16 protein-coding genes are annotated in these 21,998 nt (G+C 67.5%); 6 read left to right on the top strand and 10 right to left on the bottom strand.

Features of this window, described 5'->3' with window-relative positions; genetic code table 11:
* The first annotated feature begins 31 nt into the window (after nucleotides 1-31).
* Nucleotides 32-1,255: a multidrug effflux MFS transporter gene (locus BAU06_RS19745; protein WP_066353993.1), complete on the top strand. Its 1,224-nt coding sequence runs from the start codon at nucleotides 32-34 to the stop codon at nucleotides 1,253-1,255.
* Between the two features lie 52 nt (nucleotides 1,256-1,307).
* Here the strand turns inward: BAU06_RS19745 and dapA are convergent, their stop codons facing one another.
* From dapA to BAU06_RS19720, 5 genes are read right to left on the bottom strand one after another with little or no spacing between them, the layout of a single operon-like run.
* Nucleotides 1,308-2,213 carry a 4-hydroxy-tetrahydrodipicolinate synthase gene (dapA, locus tag BAU06_RS19740; RefSeq protein ID WP_066353991.1) on the bottom strand — a complete coding sequence of 302 codons (906 nt, stop codon included), beginning with the start codon at nucleotides 2,211-2,213 and terminating at the stop codon, nucleotides 1,308-1,310.
* Nucleotides 2,214-2,230: 17 nt separating this feature from the next.
* On the bottom strand, nucleotides 2,231-3,346 hold the full coding sequence (locus tag BAU06_RS19735; protein WP_066353987.1) for a cupin domain-containing protein: 1,116 nt from the start codon (nucleotides 3,344-3,346) through the stop codon (nucleotides 2,231-2,233).
* A gap of 45 nt (nucleotides 3,347-3,391) precedes the next feature.
* Entirely contained in the window at nucleotides 3,392-4,402 is a 1,011-nt protein-coding gene (locus BAU06_RS19730; protein ID WP_197509331.1) for an ornithine cyclodeaminase family protein, read from the bottom strand.
* A 10-nt stretch (nucleotides 4,403-4,412) separates the two neighbouring features.
* Entirely contained in the window at nucleotides 4,413-5,087 is a 675-nt protein-coding gene (locus tag BAU06_RS19725) for a carboxymuconolactone decarboxylase family protein (RefSeq protein ID WP_231933912.1), read from the bottom strand.
* Nucleotides 5,088-5,117: 30 nt separating this feature from the next.
* Nucleotides 5,118-6,107, bottom strand: coding sequence for a Bug family tripartite tricarboxylate transporter substrate binding protein (locus BAU06_RS19720; protein WP_066353977.1), 990 nt, complete (start codon nucleotides 6,105-6,107; stop codon nucleotides 5,118-5,120).
* Between the two features lie 220 nt (nucleotides 6,108-6,327).
* Here BAU06_RS19720 and BAU06_RS19715 point away from each other — a divergent pair, with 220 nt between their 5' ends.
* Entirely contained in the window at nucleotides 6,328-7,635 is a 1,308-nt protein-coding gene (locus tag BAU06_RS19715) for a citrate/2-methylcitrate synthase (RefSeq protein WP_197509329.1), read from the top strand.
* 84 nt (nucleotides 7,636-7,719) lie between these two features.
* Here the strand turns inward: BAU06_RS19715 and BAU06_RS26735 are convergent, their stop codons facing one another.
* Nucleotides 7,720-7,872 carry a hypothetical protein gene (locus BAU06_RS26735; protein ID WP_156770290.1) on the bottom strand — a complete coding sequence of 51 codons (153 nt, stop codon included), beginning with the start codon at nucleotides 7,870-7,872 and terminating at the stop codon, nucleotides 7,720-7,722.
* A gap of 1,527 nt (nucleotides 7,873-9,399) precedes the next feature.
* On the opposite strand from BAU06_RS26735, the gene BAU06_RS26730 reads away from it, so the two are divergent.
* On the top strand, nucleotides 9,400-9,759 hold the full coding sequence (locus BAU06_RS26730) for a hypothetical protein (protein WP_156770289.1): 360 nt from the start codon (nucleotides 9,400-9,402) through the stop codon (nucleotides 9,757-9,759).
* Here the strand turns inward: BAU06_RS26730 and BAU06_RS19705 are convergent.
* The 3 genes from BAU06_RS19705 to BAU06_RS19695 form a co-directional block, all read right to left on the bottom strand.
* On the bottom strand, nucleotides 9,676-11,442 hold the full coding sequence (locus BAU06_RS19705) for a thiamine pyrophosphate-binding protein (RefSeq protein WP_066353971.1): 1,767 nt from the start codon (nucleotides 11,440-11,442) through the stop codon (nucleotides 9,676-9,678). The two genes, BAU06_RS26730 and BAU06_RS19705, sit on opposite strands and share 84 nt — an antisense overlap.
* A 13-nt stretch (nucleotides 11,443-11,455) precedes the next feature.
* Nucleotides 11,456-12,949: an aldehyde dehydrogenase family protein gene (locus tag BAU06_RS19700; RefSeq protein WP_066353964.1), complete on the bottom strand. Its 1,494-nt coding sequence runs from the start codon at nucleotides 12,947-12,949 to the stop codon at nucleotides 11,456-11,458.
* Nucleotides 12,950-13,415: 466 nt separating this feature from the next.
* Nucleotides 13,416-14,465 (bottom strand): NADP(H)-dependent aldo-keto reductase, encoded by a 1,050-nt coding sequence (locus BAU06_RS19695; RefSeq protein WP_066353958.1) that lies wholly within the window; start codon nucleotides 14,463-14,465, stop codon nucleotides 13,416-13,418.
* A gap of 453 nt (nucleotides 14,466-14,918) precedes the next feature.
* Here BAU06_RS19695 and BAU06_RS19690 point away from each other — a divergent pair, with 453 nt between their 5' ends.
* Genes BAU06_RS19690 through BAU06_RS19680 form a run of 3 tightly spaced genes read left to right on the top strand, consistent with a single transcriptional unit; the run spans nucleotide 14,919 to nucleotide 18,957 of the window.
* Nucleotides 14,919-16,217, top strand: a complete 1,299-nt coding sequence (locus BAU06_RS19690) for a cytochrome c (protein WP_066353951.1) — start codon at nucleotides 14,919-14,921, stop codon at nucleotides 16,215-16,217.
* Nucleotides 16,214-16,717 carry a (2Fe-2S)-binding protein gene (locus BAU06_RS19685; RefSeq protein WP_066353950.1) on the top strand — a complete coding sequence of 168 codons (504 nt, stop codon included), beginning with the start codon at nucleotides 16,214-16,216 and terminating at the stop codon, nucleotides 16,715-16,717. The genes BAU06_RS19690 and BAU06_RS19685 overlap by 4 nt, the downstream gene beginning before the upstream one ends.
* Nucleotides 16,714-18,957, top strand: coding sequence for a xanthine dehydrogenase family protein molybdopterin-binding subunit (locus BAU06_RS19680; RefSeq protein WP_066353944.1), 2,244 nt, complete (start codon nucleotides 16,714-16,716; stop codon nucleotides 18,955-18,957). The genes BAU06_RS19685 and BAU06_RS19680 overlap by 4 nt, the downstream gene beginning before the upstream one ends.
* Before the next feature lie 125 nt (nucleotides 18,958-19,082).
* Here BAU06_RS19680 and BAU06_RS19675 read toward each other — a convergent pair whose 3' ends face one another.
* Nucleotides 19,083-21,827, bottom strand: a complete 2,745-nt coding sequence (locus tag BAU06_RS19675; RefSeq protein ID WP_156770418.1) for a M16 family metallopeptidase — start codon at nucleotides 21,825-21,827, stop codon at nucleotides 19,083-19,085.
* Between the last annotated feature and the right edge of the window lie 171 nt (nucleotides 21,828-21,998).

Here is a 21,998-nt window from a genome sequence, read left to right as displayed (position 1 = left end):
CGGCCCCACCGGCCGGGGCCCGCCACATCCGATGACCCCCCGATTCCGCATTTCTCCGCATTCCTTCGTTTTCATCCTGTTCTGCGGCGTGCTGACCGCCTTCGCGTCGCTGTCCATCGACGTGGGCCTGCCCGCCTTCGGCGCCGTCGCGCGCGACCTGGGCACCGATGCCGCCCGCGTGGCCATGAGCCTGAGCATCTTCTTCGTGGGCTTCGCCGCCGCGCCGCTGGTCTACGGACCGCTGTCCGACCGGCTGGGCCGGCGGCCCCTGCTGCTGTTCGGGCTGGCGCTATACGCCCTGGGCGCGGCCGGCTGCACGTGGTCGGGATCGATTTCCACCTTCCTGGGCTGGCGCCTGGTGCAGGGGGCCGGGGCGGGGGCGGCGGGCGTGCTGGCGATCAGCCTGGTGCGCGACCATTTCGAAGGGGCGCGCGTGCGCGAGCTGCTGTCGCACATCGCCATCATCCGCGTCATCGCGCCCATGGTGGCGCCTTCGGTGGGCGCGGTGCTGCTGGATATCGGCAACTGGCGCTGGATCTACGCCATGATGACCATCGCCGGCTGCGCGATGCTGGGCGTGGTGTGGCTGGGGCTGGAGGAATCCGCGCCGCGGCTGCGCCATCCGGCTGCCCAGCGTCCGCCGGCCGCGCCGGTGGCCGGCGCCTATCTGGCCCTGCTGCGCAAGCCGGCCAGCCTGGGCTACATGATGATCTGCGCCCTGAAGTTCGGCAGCCATTTCGCCTACGTGACCGGGGCGTCGCTGGTGCTGATGGAAGCGCTGGGCGTATCGCCGCGGATGTTCGGCCTGCTGTTCGCCATGACGGCGGCCGGCATCATGCTGGCATCCTTTATCAGCGGCAGGCTGGCCGGCCACGTGGCCGGAGACCGCCTGATCCATATCGGCCTTTCCGTGGCGCTCTGTTCCGCCCTGGCCATGGTGTTCCTGACGGTGACGCACCTGATCGCGCCCTGGAACCTGATGCCCTTCTTTATCGTGAATACCTTCTGCTATGGGCTGATCACGCCCAGCACGCAGCAGGGCGCGCTGCAGCCCCTGCGCGAGATCGCCGGCGCGGCCTCGGCCATGATGAATGCCTTGATGATGGGCGTCGGCGCTTTCGCCAGCGCCCTGGTCAGCCGCTTCTTTCCCGACCTGGGCGTGGTCGCGGTGACGGGCAGCATGGCGGTGTTCTGCGCGCTGGCGCTGGGGGTATTCCTGGCCATGCGGCGCCGGGGCGCGACCGCGCTGCATTGACACGGCCCGTGGTCGCCCTTGCGCGCGGCTGGCCTTGTGGCCGGCCGCCCGGTCATTCGGCCTTCAGGCGCAGCGTATCGGCCAGGGCGTCGATGCGGCGTTCCAGTTCCGGCGAGGCCGGCACCATGGGCAGGCGGTGCTCGTTGCGGTCCAGCAGGCCCAGCCGCTTCATCAGGTATTTGAGCGGAATGGGATTGGTGTCCCAGAAGATCATCTTCATCAGCTCGAACAGCCTGTAGTGCAGGGCGCGGGCGGCCTCCAGCTGGCCGGCCCGTACCAGATTGCACAGTTCGGCCACTTCGCGCGGCGCGACGTTGGCCACCGCGTTCATGGTGCCGCCGGCGCCCAGGCACATCATGGGGAAGGTGAATTCCTCCAGTCCGACGAAGACGCGGAACTCCGGGCCGAAGCGGTGCAGCATCTCCGTCACGAAGGAATGATCGTCCACCGCGTGCTTGATGCCCACGAAATGCGGCAGGGCCTCGGCGATGTCTTCCAGCGTCCGCAAGTCGGTCTTGAAGGCCGTGCGTCCGGGGATGTGATACATCATCAGCGGAATGTCGACGCGGCGGCCGATGTCGATGAAATAGGCCGCGACGCCGCGCTGCGGCGGCCGCACGTAGTAGGGCGTGACCAGCAACAGCGCGTCGGCGCCGGCCCGCGCGGCATGTTCGCTCAAGGCCACGCTGTCGGCGTGCGACTGCGAGCCGGTGGCGGCCACCACCTGCAATCGCCCGCGCGCGGCCTGCACGGCGACGTCCACCGCCCGGTTGCGTTCTTCCACCGTCAGCGTCGACGGCTCGGAAGTGGTGCCGTTGATCAGCACGCCGTGCGTGCCGTTCCTGGCCTGGAAATCGATCAGCGAGGCCAGGCGGTCGTAATCGACATTGCCGTCGCGAAAAGGCGTCACGATGGGGGGGATGGAGCCGCGCAGCGCCTCCTTCTGCAGAGTGATCATTCGATGCTCCAGAGTCCTCAGGCCGCCTTGCGGTTGGTAATGAATCCTTCCTGCTTGCCCAGCACGACGGCGGGATGGTGCAGGTCTTCCTGCCACAGCAGGGATTCCATGTAGATGTTCAGCGGCTGGTCCTGTACCGTCAGTTCGTACACGTAATCGTCGTAGGAAGCGTGGTTGTGCACCGCCCAGCCCGGGGCCGACAGCATCAGGTCGCCCGCCTTCCATTCATAGCGGTTGCCCGCCACGCTGCTGTAGCCGCTGCCCGAAAAGTAGTAGTTGATGGCCGCCGAGACGTGGCGGTGCGGGCGGTCGATGATCTTGGGCGGCCGGATCGTCATGGTGGCGAAGAAGCTGGGCGTGATGCCGTTGAAGCGTCCGGTGGCCGGGTTGTAGTACATGTACAGGCGGCGGCCGATGTATTCCTTGCCCAGCGCTTCGAGCTTGTCGAGTTCCGGCTTGACCTTGTCCCAGGCGAAATGCAGCGCGCGCGATTCGACCGCAGTCGGATTGATCAGCGTTTCGTAGGGCATCAACAGGCCGCCGTCGTCGGTGATGGGAAACATGCCATAGGGATTGCGGCGGCGCGGGTCGTCGACCGCCGGCGCGGCTTCGCGCGGCGCGGGGGCCGAGGGCGCCGAGGCATCGGCCACGTAGATGTCCATGAATTGCAGCAGCGGCACGTTGGAATAGGTCAGCCGCACCTGCAGGTCCTGGCCGTCGTTGCGATGGCTGTAGTGCGAATAGCTGGGGTGGTTCCACACGTCGTATTGCTTGAAGGCGATATGCTGGCCGCCGACCTCGGTCACGCCCTGGCCGCGGATGCAGAAGTTGACCTCGGTGGCGTTATGGCGGAAGGGCTCCGTGCTTTCGCCCGGCTTGAGTACCGACAGCCGTACCTGGATGCCGGGCGCCATGCCCGGCGCGAAATCGCGCGCGGACGGATGCACGATCAGCGATTCCCGGCGGCCGGAGGATGGCAGCGGGGACGAGGCCAGGCGTTCGACCTCCGCGTCGATCTCTTCCTTGGTGACGACGATGGGCGCCCATTGGGTGTTGTGCGAGACGGGCGCTTGCCCGCCACAGTCGAGGAAGCTGCCGTTGATGCGCGCGAAGTCGCGGTGGTATTCGCTCATGATGCGGTCTCCATGGATATCGGTATGCGGGAAAGGCGGTGCGCGTCAGCCGGCCTGGGCCGCCGGCTGGGCCGCGAAGAATCGGGGTTTGCTCTTGACCGGCGCGGGCAGGGAGCGGCCCATTCCCTGTTCGCGGGCCCGGCGCAGGATCTCCGTGCCCAGGGCAAGGTCGGAAATGCCCATGCCCATGGCCTTGAACAGGGTGATGTCCGCGCCGGCCGGCCGCCGTTCCTTGCGCAGGATGCGCTCCGACAGCGTCTGCACGCCCTGCCAGTCCTGGCCGTAGTGCGTGCGGAATTCGCGCGAGAGCGCGCGGGCGCTGGACATGTCGTCCACGACCACCGCCGCGGCGCGGTCGAAGACGTCCTGCTGGAATTCCTCGCGATCCGGCGCGATGGCGCCGATGGCGTTGAGGTGGCTGCCGGCGCCCAGCATGGCGGCAGACAGGAAGGGCTCGCGCGCCCGCGTGGCCAGCGTGACGATATCCGCACCGTCGCAGGCGGCCGCCATGGTGGCGCAGGCCCGCGCGCGCACGCCGCGCGCACCGAACTCGGCCTCGATGCGGGCGGCAAAGTCCTCGCGCCTGGCGGCGGTGGGGCTGTAGACCCGCACTTCGCGGATATCGCGCACCGCCAGCACGGCGGCCACTTGCGACAGGGCCTGCTTGCCGGTGCCGGCCATCGCCAGCACCCCGGCATCGGGGCGCGCCAGCCAGCCGGTGGCCAGGCCGGTGGTGCCGCCGGTACGCAGATTGCCCAGCGCGAAAGCCTCTATCACGGCGGCCAGCTGGCCGTCCTCCGCATTCCATAGCAGCAGCAGCGGGCACGTGCCGCCCTCGGTATGCGCCCAGGTCTTGGTGCCCACGTAGCCGCCCAGCCGCGCGCCCAGCGCATGCAGATTGTTGCGCCCGAACTGCAGCATGGTCTTGGGCATGCTTTCGGCCTGACCCTGGGCCTGCAGGCGCAGGCCGCTTTCCAGCGCGGGAATGGCTTCGGCCAGGGTCAGCAGGGAAGTGACCTGCGCTTCGGTGATCCAGACGGGGTCGGCGTTCATCATGGCTTCCTGTTCAATGCGTATCGGTGCGCGCTCGCGCCGCCTGGGGCTCGTGCGTCTCGTGGGTCTCGTGCGTCTGTTGCGTCGCCTGTGCCTGTCCCTGTCGCGGCGCTTGCGGCGCCTGCGCGGGCAGACCGAAGCCGTCCTCCCAGATGGACGGAACAGGCGGGGCCAGCCGGAAGGTGTTCACGATGAGGGCATGCGTGATGTAGCGGCCTACCAGCATGGCCACGGCCACCGCCTGCGCCGCCGGCAGCAAGTCCGCCAGCCGCTCGAACTCGCCCTGGGCGTCCAGGCCGCGCGTGGCGACAGCGGCCATGACATAGGCCTGCACCGCCTTTTCGGCGTCGGACAGGCTGGACGCCATGCCCGGTCGCAGCCGTTCGACATCGCCGATCCATGCACGCGTAAAGCCCAGCCGGACGCAGAGGCGCTCGTGCTGGTTGCGCTCGTAGGCGTTCTCCATGAGCGTGGCGGTGGTCAGGACGGCCGTTTCCGCCAGATTGTCGGGCAGGGCATCCTTGAGCGCTTCGGTGAACTGCATGAAGGTCAGCAGGACGTCCGGGGCGTGGGCGGACACCTGGAAGAGTTCGCCCAGGTAGCCCAGCCGGCGTACGCGCGGCGTCAGGTATTCCGCCAGGTCGGGCCGCATATCGGCCAGTTGAAGACGAGGGATGGAGGTGCTCATGGTCGCGGGGCAGGGGCGCGGCGGCGCGGGTCAGTCGATGGTGATGTGGTATTCATCCGCGAGCTTCTTCCACTTGACGAGCTCTTCGGCGATCTGTTTCTGCAATTGCGGTCCGTCCATGTCCAGCGGTACGAACAGGCGCTGGCTCAGCGCCTCGCGCGTGTCCTTGTCGCGCGCCAGGGCCAGGAATTCGGTGCGCAGTTTGTCGACGATGGGCTGGGGCGTTTTGGCCGTGACGAAGAATCCCAGCCAGACGGCGAAGTCATAGTCCTGGAAGCCCGGCATTTCCGCCAGGGCGGGCACGTCGGGATGGAAGGGGACGCGATGCCGGGTGGCCACCGCCAGCAGTTTGATCTTGCCGCTCTTCAGCTGCGGGCTGATGTTGGAAATCGCATTGAACATGACGGGCACCTGGCCACCCAATCCATCGCTGAGGGCCGGCGCGCAGCCTTTGTACGGCACGTGGACCATGTCGATGCCGGCACGATGCGCGAATTCGACGCCGGCAAAATGCTGGGCGGTGCCGGTGCCGCAGGACGAGAAGCTCAGGGTGCCGGGATGCGCCTTGCCGTAGGCGATCAGCTCCTGCACGCTGTTGACGGGCAGTTTGGTGCTGACGGCCAGCGCCACCGGGGTTTCGGCGATGGCCATGATGGGCGTCAGATCCTTCTGCAGGTCGAAGTTCTGCTTGACGCCCAGCGCGGCGTTGACCGTCATGGTGTTGTTGCCGATCAGGATGACCTGGCCATCCGGCGCGGAACGCACGACATACTCGCTGGCGATGTTGCCGGATGCGCCGGCGCGGTTTTCGACGATGAAGGTCTGCTTGAAAATTTCCCCCAGCCTGGGCGAGAGCATGCGGCCGATGACATCGGTGCTGCCGCCGGGCGGGAAGGCCGACACAAGGGTGACGGGATGCTCGGGATAGGCCGCGCGACACGCCCCGGCCAGGGCCAGCGTCATGACCAGCGCGGCACCCCAGCGGCCGGGCCTGGACGAGAGGACATGGCGGTTGAACATGCTTGTCTCCAGATGGGTGTTGTTGATTTTTTGCGTACCATGTCATCGTAGAATCCGAATCAACCTATGTATAGATTGATTTACAATCAATCAACGTATGGGGAAGGACGATGTCTTGCCGCGGGCTGCGGTCCGGCGGTCCGGCGACGCGGCGGGCTCGGTCGCATTCCCCCACGCCACGCGATACCGCCGCGTCTTTCCCGCGGCGCACAGGAGTCTCATGGACAAAGCACGCAGGAGAACCGCCGGGTCCGCGCCGCGCGAGCCCGCCCCCAGCCAGGCCGCGGGTACGCTGGTCGATGCCCGCACGGCGATCGAGCGGCTGGGCATCAAAATGCAGACGCTGTACGCCTATGTGAGCCGGGGCTGGATACGGGTGGTGCCGGCCGTGGGCGGCAAGGGCAATCTGTATTACGTGGAAGACATCGAGGCCCTGGGCGCGCGCGGCCGCGGCCGGTCGATGGCCGGCGCCAGCGGCGAGCGGATGATCCGCTGGGGCGGCAATGCGGTAATGCAGACGTCGATCACCGCGATCGGACCGGAAGGTCCGCGCTATCGCGGCAAGCCGGCGGCCGACCTGGTACGCAGCCATCGCTCGTTCGAAGACTGCACGGAGCTGCTGTGGAACGGGCTGCTGCCCGACGCGCCCGTGATGTGGCAGCCCGCCCGGCCCGGCGCGGGCTTCCAGGCGCTGGCCGACGGCATCACGCAGGTGGCGGCCCGCAATCATTCCCGCCGGTTGCTGTCGGTGGCGGTGGAAGCCTATGCCGCGAGCCTGGGCCGCAACCCGGAACTGACGCTGGGCGCCCCGACGCTGGCGGCGCGCCAGCTGACGCAGGCCATGGCGGCGGCGACCGGCCTGCTGGGCCCGAAGCCGGTCTATGTGCTGAACGACGCGCCGCAGCCGATTGCCGCGGTGCTTGCCGACAATCTGGGCATCAGGACGACGCCGGCGCATTTGCGCATCCTGGACGCCGCGCTGATCCTGAGCGCCGACAACGAACTCGCCCCGGCGACTTTCGCGGCCCGCATCGCGGCGTCGGCCGGTGCCGACCTGTTCTCTTGCGTGACCACGGCGCTGGGCGCCTTCGAGGGCATGCTGACCGGGCTCGGATGCGAGCAGGCGGAGGCGGCGCTGGCGCAGGCAAGGACACCGGAGGCCTACCTGGATCACCTGAAGGGAATGCTGGCACGCAAGAGCCCGGTTCCCGGCTACGGGCATCCTCTCTATCCCGACGGCGATCCGCGCGCGACGCTGCTGCTGGAACTTGCCCGCGAGATCGCGCCCGTCGGCGCGCGGGGCAAGACGGCGCTAAAGTCGGTGGATCGCGCGCAAGAAGAGCTGGGCCTGAAGCCCAACCTGCCCATGGCGCTGGCGGTGCTGTGCGCGGTCCTGTCCGCACCGGCAGGCGCCCCTGGCGCCCTCATGTCCGTCGGCCGCGCAGCCGGCTGGGTAGCCCATGCCCTGGAGCAACGGCTGGCGGGATTTCTGGTTCGGCCGCGGGCCAGGTATATCGGCCCGTCGTAGTGGTTTTCTTGCCGTGAGAGCTGGGGGCGCCAGCCATTTCGGGGGCGTGTTGCTTGTGCCGGTCTGGACGGATCGGCGTCTTGCTCATGCTGCTCCGGGTGGGGACTTCTTTGTCTTGCCGATGCCGTTATTGGATGGCGCGTTCGTCGTATTGCTTTCGCCGTTCGTCGTATTGCTTGTGCGGTCCGTCGTATTGCTCATGCCGTCCGGCTTGCTCATGCCGTCCGGCTTGCTCATGCCGTCCGTCGGTGGAGATGCCTGTCGTGTCCGGCCCGCTCGGGCGGTCCAGGGCCTTCGCCCTGGACTGCCGCTTCGTCTTCCTCCTTCGGCGGCCGAACGGGCGTTGGGGTTCTTGCGGCTTTTTTGCCCGGCCGTCCTACGTACGGAAGCCCTCGCGCGCCCTCGGACGGGCCGGCCCCGACAGGCATCTCCCCCGCCGGACTCACGGTTTGCCTTAGAGCCGGTCGCTGGGGCGGTCTTTGTTCTTGGCCCTTCGTGGGTGGCGTGTTTTCGGGTTAAGAAGGATCTTCTGTTGCCCGTCGTTTTAGGGCCGCCCTGCGCGGCCCTAAAACGCCTACGCGGTCGGGGCATGCGGTGGTGGTTGGTAATGCGACGGTTGCTGGTGGTGCCACAGGCATTGGTAATGCGACGGTTGCTTGTGATGCCACAGGCGTTGGTAATGCGACGGTCGCTGGTAATGCCACGGGCCTTGGTAATGCCACGGGCGCTGGTAATGCGGAGGCCGGAGAATCGGAGTGGAATCTTGCCCGGCGCCGGGTGGGGGTAACAAGGCGGTGTGGCGGGCCGCCCTCCGGCCCGCCACACCGTAGCACCGAGGCTTGCCACGGATGCCGGCGTAGGTGCCGTGTGACGCTAGCGCGAATGTGGGGGCGATTTCCAGTGCATTTCGATAACGACGGCATATCGCCCCGTGCCGTAACGTCGGGATGACGCCAATCGCGGATATCGCCCCGTGCCGCAACATCGGGCTGGCGCCAATCGCGGATATCGCCGCGTGCCGCAACGTGGGGATGACGCCAATCGCGGATATCGCCGAGGCCACTGCGTTGGGGTAGCGTCACTCTGACGCAACCAAGGGATGTCACGAATTTTATGTTCGAGCATGCGAGGAACCGTCAGAAGGGATTGTCAGGATTGTTGTGTTTGAAACGTTCGAACGCCGTACAGGGCTCCCTAGCCGCACCTATCGGGAACATCCGGGGCAGGGCACGGTGCTACGGTGTGGCGGGCCGGCGGGCGGCCCGCCACACCGCCTTGTCTCCCCCCACCGGGCGTCGGCCAAGATTCCACTCCGGTTCCCCGGCCTCCGCATTACCAGCACCCGTGGCATTACCAAGGCCCGTGGTATTACCAGCACCCGTGGCATTACCAAGGCCCGTGGCATCACCAGCAACCGCCGCATTACCAGCAACCGTCGCATTACCAGCAACCGTCGCATTACCAGCAACCACCGCATGCCCACACCGCGTAGGCGTTTTAGGGCCGCGCAGGGCGGCCCTAAAACGACGGGCAACAGAAGATCCTTCTTAACCCGAAAACACGCCACCCACGAAGGGCCAAGAACAAAGACCGCCCCAGCGACCGGCTCTAAGGCAAACCGTGAGTCCGGCGGGGGAGATGCCTGTCGGGGCCGGCCCGTCCGAGGGCGCGCGAGGGCTTCCGTACGTAGGACGGCCGGGCAAAAAAGCCGCAAGAACTCCAACGCCCCTTCGGCCGCCGAAGGAGGAAGACGAAGCGGACGACATGAGCAAGCCGGACGACATGAGCAAGCCGGACGACATGAGCAAGCCGGACGACATGAGCAAGCCGGACGACATGAGCAAGCCGGACGACATGAGCAAGCCGGACGACATGAGCAAGCCGGACGACATGAGCAAGCCGGACGACATGAGCAAGCCGGACGACATGAGCAAGCCGGACGACATGAGCAAGCCGGACGACATGAGCAAGCCCGACGGCATGAGCGAAACGCACCCTCGACGGCATCCGACCCCGTCCCCCCGCCGCCCTATCCGCTTCCTAATCCCCGCGCGCCAGCGCCTTCGCCATCGAGGGTGCGTATTCCCGGCCGACCCTGGCATCGATCACCGCTACTTTGCCTGAGCGGACCGCCTCGACCGCCTCGTCGAGCGCTCGCTCCAGTTCCGTCTTGGACGCAACCGGCCCCCAGGCCAATGCTCCCTGCGCCCGCGCCATCGCCGCGATATCGATTTCCGGGCTTTCCAGCCGTTGCCCGACCCACTTGTTTTCGACCGGCCGGCCCCGCACGATCGCGACTTTTTCCTGGTGAACCTCGTCATTGAAGAACGAACGGTTGTTCGCCACCACGACCAGCAGCGGGATCTCGTAGCGCACCGCCGTCCAGAACGCCGTCACGCCCATCAGGAAATCGCCGTCGCCCAGCACTGAAACCGGCAGGCGCCCGCTATGCCGCAGTCCCAGTGCGGCGCCGACCGACATGCCCGGGCCCGAGCCCACGCCCGCGCCGCCGTCGTAGCCGAGATAGTCCAGCGGATGGCAAAAGGGATGCGCGCCGCCCGGCCAGCCCAGGTTCGTGCGTATCAGGCAGGCCGGCGCATTGCGTTGCAGGCGGGTGCTGATCGTGCCCGCGAATACCGTCAGCGGGATCCCGTCCGGGCCGCTCTCTTCGGCGGGGGCCGGGCGCGGCGGTGTGGCGGATGCCGGCGGCGCCATGCGGGCGGGTCCCAGCGTGCGCAAGGCCTCCAGCACTTGCGTCGCGCACGCATCGGGATCGCACATCAGGTAGGTATCGATGGCCGGCAGGCCCTGGTGCTCGCCGCCGTAGCCGTTGTGCAGCGTCTGGTCCAGCGACACCTGGATCACGTGCGCCGGTACCGCGTTCCGGCCATGGGCCGATTGCAGCGTGCCCGCCAGGTCCACCCAGTCCAGGCTCAGTATCGTGTCGGCCTCGCGCAGCTTGGCCAGCCCCTCTTCGCTCATGAAATAGCCGGGCGCCGCCCCATGCAGGGGATGGCGCGTCGGAAAGGCCGCGCCCACTTTGAAATCCGTCAACACGGTGGCGTTGCAGTGTTCCGCCAACGCCACCCGCCGCTGCCAGTCCTTTTCCCCGCGCGACACACGGCCCGCCAGGATGACCGGGCGCCGCGCCGCGTACAGGCGTTCGGCAACCTCGCGTGCCGCCGTGGCGCTCAAGCCCGGAGGGCGGGGGGCCTCGTAGCGTTGCAGCGGCGGCAGCGGCGGCGCGGCCGCGCAGGGAGTTTCCTGCAATACGCTGTCGAAACAGACGTAGGTCGGACCTTGCGGCAGCGTCGTGGCGATCTGGCGGGCGCGCAGGACGGCGTCACGCGCCGCTTCCAGCGATGCCGGTTCCGCGTCCCATTTGACGAAGGAGCGAACCAGCGCGCCCTGGTCCTTGGACGTGTGCAGCCAATCGATCCAGGGACGGCGGCGCGCCGTATCGACGGGGCCCGTGGCGCCGAACACCAGCACCGGCACGCGGTCGCAGTAGGCGTCGAAGATCGCCATGGATCCGTGCATCAGGCCCACATTGGCGTGCAGCACCGCGCCCATGGGACGTCCCGTCGCTTTCGCATAGCCGTGGGCGATGGCCACGGCGTGTTCCTCGTGCAGCACCGTCAGCATGCGCGGCGCGGCGTCGCCCAGGTAGTTGACCAGGCTGTCGTGCAGGCCGCGGAAGCTGGCGCCCGGATTCAGCGCCACGTATTCCAGGCCGATGTGGCGCATCAGGTCGACAAGGTAGTCGCTGCCCCAACGCGGGGCGGCAGGATGGTTTTGCGTGGGCATGGGGGCGCGGCCTTCAGTCCAGTGTGACGTTGACGTTCTTGATCTGCGTGAATTCCAGCAGCTCTTCCTTGCACTCCTCGCGTCCGATCCCGGAATGCTTGTAGCCGCCGAAGGGCGCGCCGATGAAGTGGTTGGACGAGCCATTGATCCAGACATAGCCGGCCTGCACGCGGGCGGCCGCCCGGTGCGCCGTGGCCAGGTCGCGCGTCCAGATCGAGGCGGTCAGGCCGTATTCCACGCCATTGACCGCGGCGTAGAGTTCGTCCTCGTTCGACCAGCGGAAGACGGACAGCACGGGACCGAAGATTTCCTCGCGCGCCACGCGCATGACGGGCGTGACGCCGGCCAGTATCGTGGGCTCGACGAAGTAGCCGTCGCGCAAGGCGGCTTCCTGGCAGCGCCGGCCGCCGTGCGCGACGGCTGCTCCCTCGGCAAGGGCCGATTCGATATAGGACAGCGTCTTGTCCATTTGCTCGCGGGACACCAGCGCGCCCATGGTCGTGCGGGTATCGGTGGGCAGGCCGGGACGGTGCATGTCGGCCGTCAGCGCAACGATGCGAGCCAGGATGCGGTCGTGCTGGGATTCGTGCAGGAACAGGCGGCTGGTCGAGCCGCACGATTGCCCGCACCAGGTGAAGTTCATGCCGCGCACGGCGCCCAGCGCGGCTTTTTCCGGATCGGCGTCAGGGTAGGCCAGCATGGCGTTCTTGCCGCCCAGCTCCAGCAGCACTTTCTTCAGGCCGTCGGCGGCCGTGCGCATGACGGCCTTGCCCGCATTGACGCTGCCGATCAGGGCCACGGCCGCCACGTCCGGATGCGCGGACAGCGCCGCGCCGGTCGCGCGATCGCCGGTCAGGCAGTTGAGCACGCCCGCCGGGAACACCTGGCCGATCAATTCGAACAGGCGCAGGCTGGACAGCGGCGCCTGTTCCGGCGGCTTGACGATGACGGTGTTGCCCGCGGCCAGCGGCGCGGCGATCTTGCCGGCGGCGAACATGAAGGGGTGGTTGAAGGGGATGATCCGTGCCACCACGCCCAGCGGTTCGCGCAGCGTGTAATCCAGGGATCCGTTCAGCGTGGGAATGGTCTCGCCCTTCAGTTCCAGCACCAGGCCGGCGAAGTACTCCAGTTGCGTGGCGGCGATCACCGCGTCGTCGCGCATCTGCCGCACCGGATTGCCGCAATCGGCGGCGTCGATCAGCGCCAGCTCCCAGGCGTGCTCGCGCACGATGGCCGCGGCGCGCCGCAGCAGGGCGCCACGCTCCAGCGGCGAAACCGCTCGCCAGGCGGCCGCCGCTTCGGCGGCCGAGCGGACCGCGGCATCGATGTCCGGCTGTCCGGCGACGGCATAGGGGCCCAGGTCTTCCTGCGTGGCGGGATTGATGCTGCGGGCGTGCTGGCCGGACAAGGGTTCGTGCCAGCGCCCGCCGTAATACAGGCCGCGCCGGGTCGGCAGGGCAGCCGCCACGCGGCTGGACAGATCGGGGTTCTCTTCGGTGTCGTTCATCTCTGGGCCTGGCCGGCGAGGGTTGGGGAAACCGGCGGCGCAACGCCACCTCGCGATAAAGGCTAGTCCGTCGATATATATGGGTCAATCTTGATTTCAAATCAACATGACTGTGTGCGGAACGGCCGTCGGCATGAAAAAGGAGGAGGATTGAAGAAGAATGGGCTGGGCGCGGCATTTGTCGCAGCGATGGATCGCGGCGACGGTCGGGGGGAAGTCCGACAGGTGAAGGGCTTGCTCCACGGCGGTGGCGCCGCCGCGAACCGCCATGACGTCCCGCTTCTCGTAGAAGCAGAATGGCGAATCGAAGAAGCAGGAAAGACGTCCGAAACGATGGCCGGCCGCGCGGAGACGGAATCGGCCTGGAATGGGACCGGCCGGGCCGAAAAAAAGGCCTGCGCTGCCCTGTGGGCGACGCAGGCCTTGCGCTCGGTCCCGCCCGGTCGCCCTCGGTCGCGCGGCAGCGCTACGGCGCCGGATTCGGCTGCCGGCGATGGATCTCGTCGATCGCGGCGAGCACGTTGCCGTCCAGCGTGACGTCGACGCTCTCGATATTTTCCTTGAGCTGGTCCAGGTTGGTCGCGCCGATCAGGTTGCTGGTGACGAAGGGCTGCTGGTTGATGAAGGCCAGCGCCAGTTGGGTGGGTGTCAGGCCATGCTGCTTCGCGAGCGCCACGTATTCGCTGGTGGCCGCCTCGGCCTGCGGGCTGTTGTAGCGCGTGAAGCGCGAGAACAGCGCCAGGCGCGAACCCTGCGGACGCACGCCGTTCTCGTACTTGCCGGTCAGCATGCCCATGGCCAGCGGCGAGTAGGCCAGCAGGCCGACGCCGTCGTGGTGGCTGAATTCCGACAGGCCCTGTTCGTACAGGCGATTGAGCAGGTTGTAGGGATTCTGGATGGAAACGATGCGCGGTAGGCCGTCGACCTCGGCATGGCGGATGAATTGCGCCACGCCCCAGGGCGTTTCGTTGGACACGCCGATGTGGCGCACCTTGCCCTGCTTGACGAAATCCTGCAGCACCGAGAGCGTTTCCGCGATCGGCACGGTGTAGTCGTCCTTGACCCAGGGATAGTTGGACTGGCCGAAGGTCATGGTGGTGCGGTCGGGCCAATGCAGCTGGTACAGGTCCAGATAATCGGTCTGCAGGCGCTTCAGGCTGGCGTCCAGGGCCGCGGTCAGGTTCTTGCGGTCATGGAAGGTCTTGCCTTCGCGGATATGCCCGGGTCGCTTGGGATCGCGCACCGGGCCGGCGATCTTGCTGGCCAGCACGATCTCGTGGCGGCGCCGGGTCTTGGCGATCCAGGTCCCGATGTAGGCTTCGGTGCGGCCCTGGGTCTCGGCCTTCGGCGGGACGGGGTACATCTCGGCGGTATCGACCAGGTTGACGCCATGCGCCAGCGCGTAGTCCAGCTGCTGGTGGGCGTCGGCTTCGGAGTTCTGTTCCCCGAAGGTCATGGTGCCCAGCCCGATCAGGCTGACATCGATATCGGTACGGCCAAGTTTGCGGTATTTCAAGGCGTTCGCTCCGGAAAGAGGAATGGGGCTGGCCCCAGGCTGGGCGATGTTACCGCCGCCTCCGGGCGCCGGCCGTCATGCTGCATCGCCGCGTAGGGGTTTAAGCCTGCCGACAGGCCGGTGGCGCCTGGACCCAGGGGCAGGGCACCGGGGCACACCGGTCCGGAGGCAGGGACGGCCGGCAAGGGGCGGCGACCCCAGCCTGGCCAAGGTGACCGGAATTCCAGACTGTGGAGATCCCGCCTGACGCCGGCCGCGCGAACGTGATGTATCCCGCCGAATACAGCGCTGGCGCCATGTTGCCGGCAGGCGCATCCTTATCGGGATCATGCGAACTCCCCGCCGGAAGAAGTATCCACCTTATGGAAGCTTTATCGGATTTCAATCGAATGTCAGCGACGGGCGCTACAGTCCGCCCCAACGCCGTTTTCGCACATTGAAGGGGTTGTCCGGATGAAAGGCAGATACATCGCGGCAGGGGTGCTCGCGATCGTGGTATTGGGCGGCGTTGCCGCCTGTTCGATCGCGTACCGCAACGCCATCGATCCCATCCAGCCACCCGCGGCCGCGTCCTTCGACGGCGGTTCGATCGCACGCGGCGCGCAACTGGCGGCGGTGGGCGACTGTATTTCCTGTCATACCTCCGCGGGCGGCAAACCCTATGCCGGCGGCACGCCGCTGGATACGCCCTTCGGTACCCTGTACAGCACCAACATCACGCCCGATCCGGACACCGGTATCGGCAAGTGGTCGCTGGCCGCGTTCACGCGGGCGATGCGCGAAGGCGTATCGCGCGACGGCCACCTGCTGTACCCGGCCTTTCCCTATGCGCACTTCACCCGGATGTCGGATGCCGACATCAAGGATTTGTACGCCTACATGATGACGCGCACGCCGGTGAAGGCGCCCGCCCGGGAGAACCAGCTGGCCTTCCCGCTGGGATACCGCCCGCTGATCGCCGGCTGGAACCTGCTCTATCTGCATCCCGGAGCCCTGCCGGACGATGCCTCGCATAGCGCGGAGTGGCTGCGCGGGCGCTATCTGGTGGAAGGGCCCGGCCACTGCGCGGCCTGCCATACGCCGATGACGACGCTGGGCGGCGAGGACGGCGCCCAGCCCTTTGCCGGCGGCAGTATCGATGGCTGGGATGTGCCGCCCTTGAATGCGCTGGGCCACAAGCAGCCGGCGTGGACGGTGGACCAGCTGACCGCCTATCTGCGCACCGGCCTGGCCAGCCAGCACGGCGCGGCGGCAGGGCCCATGGAGCCCGTGACGCGCCAGCTGGCGCTGGTGTCCGAAAGCGATGTGCGCGCCATGGCGGTATATCTCTTGTCGCTGGACAGCCAGCCGGCCGCCGCCGCGCCGGCGCCGCGGCCCGAGGCGCAGGCCCAGCCGGCGGACGCGGGCGACGCGCAGCGGCTGGAGCGCGGCGCCGCGCTGTTCAGCTCCACGTGCGCGTCCTGCCATGCGGCATCCGCGCCCATGGCGGCCATCGGCGGAAGGCCTTCCCTGGCCGCCAGTTCCGTCGTCAATGCCGATACGCCGCGCAATGCCATCAATCTGGTCCTGCAGGGCATCCCCCTGCGGGGTTCCGCCGCTTCCCACTACATGCCTTCTTTCGCGCACAGCCTGAACGATCAGCAGATCGCCGACATCCTGGCCTATACCCGCGTGCGCATCGCGCAGCGGCCCGCCTGGAGCGGCCTGGAGGACTCGGTCGCGAAGATCCGCAAGGAGAACACGTCCCAATGATTACCTTGACCGTCAATGGCGTGGCGCACCAGCTGGATATCGATCCTTCGATGCCGCTGCTGTACGCCCTGCGCAACCATCTTGAACTGAACGGCGCCAAATTCGGCTGCGGCATGGGGCAGTGCGGCGCGTGTACGGTGATCGTCGACCAGCAGCCGGTGTTCTCCTGCCAGTTTCCCGTGGCCTCGGCCCAGGGCCGGCAGGTCCGCACCATAGAGGGCCTGGGCACCGCCGAACATCCCGGCCCCCTGCAGAAAGCCTTTATCGACAAGCAGGCGGCGCAATGCGGCTATTGCATCGCCGGCATGGTGATGCGGGCCCAGGCGCTGCTGGACCGCAACAGTTCGCCCACCGACGCCGAGATCCGCGAGCATATGCAGCCCAATCTGTGCCGTTGCGGCACGCACATGCGCATCCTGGCGGCTGTCTCGCAGGCGGCCGAGACGATACGCGCCGCCGGCGGCAACGGCCAGGCTGCCGCCACCGGAGCCGCCCAATGAACGCGCCCCGTGATCTTCCGCAGGATCCCACCCGGCGCCGCTTCCTGGCGGCCGGCGCCATCACCGTCGGGTTCTCGCTGCTGCCCCACATGCCCGCCATGGCCCAGGAAGCGGCCAGGAAAGGGCCCAAGCTGCCGGGCAATCTCAACACCACCCCCATGCTGGACGCCTGGATCCGCCTGGATGAAACGGGCAAGCTGACCGTCTTCACGGGCAAGGCCGAGCTGGGCACCGGCGTGCGCACGGCCTTCATCCAGATCGCCGCCGAAGAGCTGGACGTGGCGCCCCAGGCGGTGCACCTGGTCACCGCCGATACCGCGCTCACGCCCAATGAGGGCTATACCGCCGGCAGCCATTCCGTGGCCGACAGCGGGACGGCCATCCTGAACGCGGCCGCGCAGGTGCGGGCCCTGCTGGTGCAGGCGGCCGCCGCGCGCCTGCGGGCCAGCGCCGATACGCTGAAGGTCGAGAACGGGGTAATCCAGGCGCCCGACGGCCGCCGCCTGAGCTACGGCGAGGCCGTGTCCGGGCTGGACCTGCACCGTCCCGCGCAGCCCGATTCGCCGCTGAAGGATCCGCGCACGCACACGGTGCTGGGACAGTCGATGCAGCGTGTCGACATTCCGGGCAAGGTCACCGGCGGGGCCAGCTATGTGCAGGACATGCGCCTGCCCGGCATGGTGCATGCCCGCGTAATACGCCAGCCCTCGTATGGCGCCCGCCTGCTGCAGGCCGATATCGACGGCGTGCAGGCCATGCCCGGCGTGGTCAAAGTGGTGCGCGACGGCAACTACCTGGCCGTGGTGGCGCAGGATGAATGGCAGGCCATCGTCGCCATGCGGGCGCTGGCGCAATCCGCCCAGTGGGAGGAAACCTATGTCCTGCCGCCCGAAGCCGGTATCCACGACTACCTGAAAACCCTGCCGTCGCGGGAAATCGACGTCGCCGACAAGAAAGGCGCGGCGGCGCCCGCGGTGCAAACCCTGAAGGCGCGCTTTGCCAAGCCTTACCTGACCCACGGGTCGATCGGGCCGTCCTGCGCCGTGGCGCAGTTCGACAACGGCACCATGACGGTCTGGACGCATACGCAGGGGGTTTTTCCGCTGCGCAAGGGCCTGGCCGAAATGCTGTCGCTGCCGCAGGACAAGGTGCGCTGCATCCACGTCGAAGGCTCGGGTTGCTACGGACACAACGGCGCCGACGATGTGGCGGCGGATGCCGCCCTGGTCGCGCGCGCGGTCCCGGGGCGCCCGGTGCGCGTGCAGTGGATGCGCGACCAGGAACACACCTGGGAGCCCGCCGGCCCGGCCATGGTCACCGAGGTCCAGGCATCGCTGGACGCCCGCGGCAATATCGTCGACTGGCAATACGAAATCTGGAGCAACGGCCATAACCAGCGCATCGACAACGCCGGCCGGCTGATCCCGACGTGGGCGCTGGCCCAGCCGTTCACGCCGGCGCCGCCCGTGCCGATTCCCATGCCGGAAGGCGGCGGCGACCGCAATAGCATCCCGCTGTACGACTTTCCCAACACCCGGGTGCTGCACCACTTCATTCCCGAGATGCCCTTGCGCGTATCGGCGATGCGGTCGCTGGGCGCCTATATGAACATCTTCGCCATCGAAAGCTTCATGGACGAGCTGGCCGGCGCGGCCAAGGCCGATCCGGTGGAGTTCCGGCTGCGGCACCTGAAGGACCCGCGCGCCATCGATGTCGTGAAACTGGCGGCGGAGCGCTTCGGCTGGGATCCCGCGCGCAAGCGCGAGCCGGGCCGCGGCTTCGGTTTTTCGTTCGCCATGTACAAGAACCTGATGGCCTATCTGGCCATCGGCATGGAGCTGACGGTGGACCGCGATACCGGCGAGGTGCACATCCACCGCGCCGTCGCGGCCATCGACACGGGGCAGATCGTCAATCCCGACGGGGTGCGCAACCAGGTCGAGGGCGGCATCATCCAGTCCGCCAGCTGGACGCTGTACGAGCAGCTGCATTTCGACACGCGCCGCGTGACGACTTTCGACTGGAGCACCTACCCGATCATGCGGTTTTCGAACGTGCCGGAGCACATCGAAGTGCATTTGATCGACCGGCCCGGCATGCCCTTCCTGGGCGCCGGCGAGGCCTCGCAGGGACCGGCATCGGCCTGCGTGGCCAACGCCATCGCAGACGCCACCGGCATGCGGCTGCGCAACACGCCGCTGGCCGCCGGGCCGCGCCTGAAGGACTTTCCCGGCGCCTGAGCGCTGCCGCCAGCGAACCGATGCGCCATGCGAAAGTGCGCTGCCGTCAGGACCGCGCCCTTTTCTATCGCACAGCGGGATGGAAAGGGGCGCCCCCGGGCGTGGGCGCGCCCCTTCCGGCAGCGCTACTTGCTCTTGCTGAAGTCGCCCGCCACCGCCGTGCTGAAGTCTTCCGGCTTCAGGTACTTGCGCAGGATCTCGTTGACCGTGGCGGGGGTCAGCGCGGCGATCTGCTTGTCCATATCGGCCGACCAGGCAAAGGTGCGGCCCCGGCGGATATAGTCGATCCAGGTGCTGGCCAGGACGTCGTCCTGGGCGCGCGCCAGGCGGCGGTAGTTCAGCAGCGAAGCGATGCCGTCGCGGATTTCCTGGTCCGTGTAGCCGTCCTTGCGTACGCGGGCGAGTTCTTCGCCGATGGCCTGCTCCAGCCGCTGGCGGTTCTCGGGGGCGTAGATGGCATAGACCATCCAGCTGCCGCGCGGCTCGAAGGAGGATGCCGACAGATTGCTGCGCACGTTGTAGGACAGGCCATCCTTCTCGCGCACGCGGTTCCACAGGCGCGAGGTTTCCGAGGTGCCCAGCAGGTAGTTCGCCATGTACAGCGCGGCGAAGTCCGGCGAGGTGTCCTGCAGGGGCAGGGGCAGGCGGCTGGCGTAGAAGGCGTTGGCCTTGTCCGGCGTCGGGATGTCGAACTTCTGCGCGGGGATCGCGTGGTAGGGCTCTGGCACCCGGGTGTACGGCGCGCCGCGCTTCCAGCCGGCCAGGCCCTTCTTCAGCGCGGTTTCCGTGGCGTCGGCATCGAAATCGCCCACCGCGGAAAATGCGATGGTGCCCGTGCCGTAGAAGCGCTTGTGGAAGCGCGCCAGCACGTCATGCGAGAGCGCGCGGACGCTGGCCAGGGATTCCTCGAAGGTGGGCACGTAGCGGATATCGTCCTTGGGCCAGGGATTGTCCTGCCGCGCCAGGGCGCGCATGGCCAGGGCGGACGGCTCGTTCATCGCGTTCTGGATGGCCGTGACGGCCTGGGCCTTGTATTCGTCCACCTGCGCCTGCGGGAAGTTGGCGTTGCGGACGATGTCCAGCACGGTGGCCACCACGGCCGGCAGGTTGTCGCGGGTGGTGGAGATGGACACCGACAGATTGGTGCCCGATCCGCTGAAATTGACGTCGGCCTTCAACTGGTCGAAGCGATCCTGGATGGCCTGGCGCGACATCGTGGCCGTGCCGCGATCCAGCATGTCGGCCACGGCGTCGGCGACGGCGCGCTGGCCGCGCAGGGTGTCGGCATTGCCGAACTGCACCAGCAGGCGCGCCCGCACGCGGTGCCCGCGCGTGGACTTGGGCAGCAGCGCCACATCGACCTTGCCGTTGGGCAAGTCCAGCGTGCGGCGGATGGTCAGCTTGTCGATGTTGGCGGGCGTGGGATCGAAGGCCGCCGCCTGCGCGTAGCCGGGGTCGCCCTTGTAGTCCTTGAGCACGTCCGTCAGGTCGACGCGGGCATTGGCGGGCGCGCGGACCGGCTTGGCGGTGGGAATGTAGCGGCCCGCCGTCCGGTTGCTGGGCACCAGGTATTGCGCCGCGACCCGCTGCACATCCGCCAGCTTGGCGTCGCGCACGCGGTCGCGTTGCAGGAAGAACAGGCGCCAGTCGCCGCTGGCGATGGCCTCGGACAGCGCGACGCCGATCTTTTGCGGGTCGCTATAGGTTTGTTCCCAGTCGCGCAGCCATTTGCTGCGGGCGCGGTCCAGCTCCTGCTGGGTGAAAGGCGTGCGGGCGACCGACTCCAGCGTGCCGGTCAGGGTCTTGAGCGATGCGTCCTGGTTCATGCCGGGTTCCAGCTGCGCGCCGAACATCACCAGGCCGGGGTCGCGCTGTTCCATGGTGAAGCCGAACACGTCCGAGGCCAGCTTGCGCGGCACCATATCGCGATACAGCCGGCCCGATGGCGTGTCCGACAGCATCACCGTGGCCAGGTCCATGGGGGCGAAATCCGGGCTGCCGGCGGCCGGGACGTGGTACATCGCAGCGACCAGGGGCGTGCCGCCGGTGCGGCGCAGCGTGACTTCGCGTTCGCCGTCCTGCACCGGTTCCACGGTGTATTCGCGCGGCAGGGCGCGCGCGGGACGGGGCACCTTGCCCAGCGTCTTGCTGATGGTCTCCAGGGTGTCCTGGGGGTTGAACTTGCCGGCGACGATGAGGACGGCGTTATCCGGCTGGTAGTACTGGCGGTAGAACGCCTGCAGCTGCGCGATATCGACGTTTTCGACATCCGAGCGCGCCCCTATGGTGTCCTTGCCGTAGTTGTGCCACTGGAAGGCGGATGCCTCCATCTTCTGCATGAGGATGCGGAAAGGGCTGTTTTCGCCGCTTTCCATTTCATTGCGCACCACGGTCATTTCCGAGTCCAGGTCTTCGCGCGAGATCAGCGAATTGACCATGGCGTCGGCCTGCCAGCCCAGGTACCAGTCCAGCGTGTCCGGATTGGCGGCGAAGCTGGCGAAATAGTTGGTGCGGTCGCTGGAGGTGGAGCCGTTGGCCGCCAGGCCGCGCCGCGAGAACTCGCCCATGGCATTGCGGGTGGTGGGCGTCCCCTTGAACATCAGGTGTTCGAGCAGGTGCGCCATGCCGGTCTGGCCGTAGTTTTCATTGCGCGATCCCACCAGATAGGTCATGTTTACGGTCGTGGTGGGCTTGGAGTCATCGGGGGCCAGCAGTACGCGCAGGCCATTGCTCAGGCGGAATTCCGTGATGCCCTCGACCGATGCGACCTCTGTCGTGCCCTCCGGCAGCGTGGCGGCGCTGGCCTGGAAGGCAAGGAAGGATGAAAAAATCAGGGTCTTCAGGTGGCGCGACAATGCGGGGGTGGAAATTGCCATGGACGGGTTTCCCTGCAGGATGGTGAACTGGTTGGAGTGTATACGGCGGGCATAGGTTCCGATCGCGGCTCGCGGGATTCCCTGTCCGGCCGGGCGGATCGGCGTGGCATTACACGGCCGCGGTCCGCCTTGGGCCTGTCGCGCGGCCAAGGTATATTGCTACCC

This window comes from Bordetella bronchialis, assembly GCF_001676705.1.
Taxonomy (GTDB): Bacteria; Pseudomonadota; Gammaproteobacteria; order Burkholderiales; family Burkholderiaceae_B; genus Bordetella_C; species Bordetella_C bronchialis.
This window is presented reverse-complemented; position numbering and strand designations above follow the sequence as displayed.